We start from the raw sequence: 985 nt of genomic DNA, 5'->3' as shown, positions 1-985 counted from the left end.
GTTTTTACTGGTAGGTATCACGCCCCGACTAAAGTGGGGCGCTGGTGGGACAATTCAGAATTATTTATGGTTATACAGATTAAAGTTCACGTGTGAAGATTTGAGCATTAATTGTAGTAACTCATACTCGATCTTACACATCCACTGGTGAGTCATGACTAGGTCGTACAGTCGAACTGCTGTTATCGTAACTCACAGGTGGACATTTTAGATCCTGTCATTGAGGTTAACGTGAAGTTTGACAGAACTGATTTCTCTGTATCCATTGGAGGCATAAAGCATGCCTCATTAACTTACAAAATTGCTCTGGCTAAGTCTGAAACGCTTCTTCTCTAATAGTTCACTCATACCATCCTGTGTATTCATGCACTGTGATAATTCATTAAGCCTCAACTTTACACTTAACGTCTAAGAAATCGGTGAAGCTTTGCTGCGTCCGCCCCCGTAGGCGCGTAGTTAATTGACTTTTTAGAATTACATTTATGATCTCTTATTGCTGACTTCTTTTAGTAGCCTTATTGCTTCAATAGCATTATGGCTTGGATCTAAATACTCCAATAGTTCTGGCAAATTTGATATACCGCAAATAGATAATTCTTTGGAAAGTTGAATTGCATGCTTTTGAGAGATTCCTTGCATTTTGATTTCTAATGAAAATAGATCTGCCACTGTAGTTCCTGGAATCATATTGTGACGAATTAAAAGATAGATAGTTTTTAAGATAGCGTATGCCTTATCACTATCATTTAGTTTTTTAATGGCGTCTAGATTGACCTCTAGCCTTCTCTCCGAATATGCTTCTAAGTCAATTACAGTATACTTTTTATCTGATATTGACCATGCAACCATATCAATATTATGCACAAACCCTTCAATTGCCTCAGTTATAGTTTGTTCGTCTTTTAAAGACCAAATATCAATCACAAACCCGTCTGGAAGAAATATTTTTGGATTTCCGAAATGATTTAGCGAATAGTTAATTTCT

1 protein-coding gene is annotated in these 985 nt (G+C 36.6%); it reads right to left on the bottom strand.

All coding sequences use genetic code 11. The features are described from left to right. Nucleotides 1–480 precede the first annotated feature (480 nt). Nucleotides 481–985 (bottom strand): hypothetical protein (locus IQR33_RS31275; RefSeq protein WP_193844311.1); only part of this gene is annotated, 505 nt, incomplete at its 5' end.

The sequence above is a fragment of the Vibrio sp. OPT46 genome, from assembly GCF_015163535.1.
GTDB lineage: Bacteria > Pseudomonadota > Gammaproteobacteria > Enterobacterales > Vibrionaceae > Vibrio > Vibrio alginolyticus.
The sequence above is the reverse complement of the archived record's forward strand: the minus strand, read 5'-3'. Positions and strand labels throughout refer to the sequence as shown.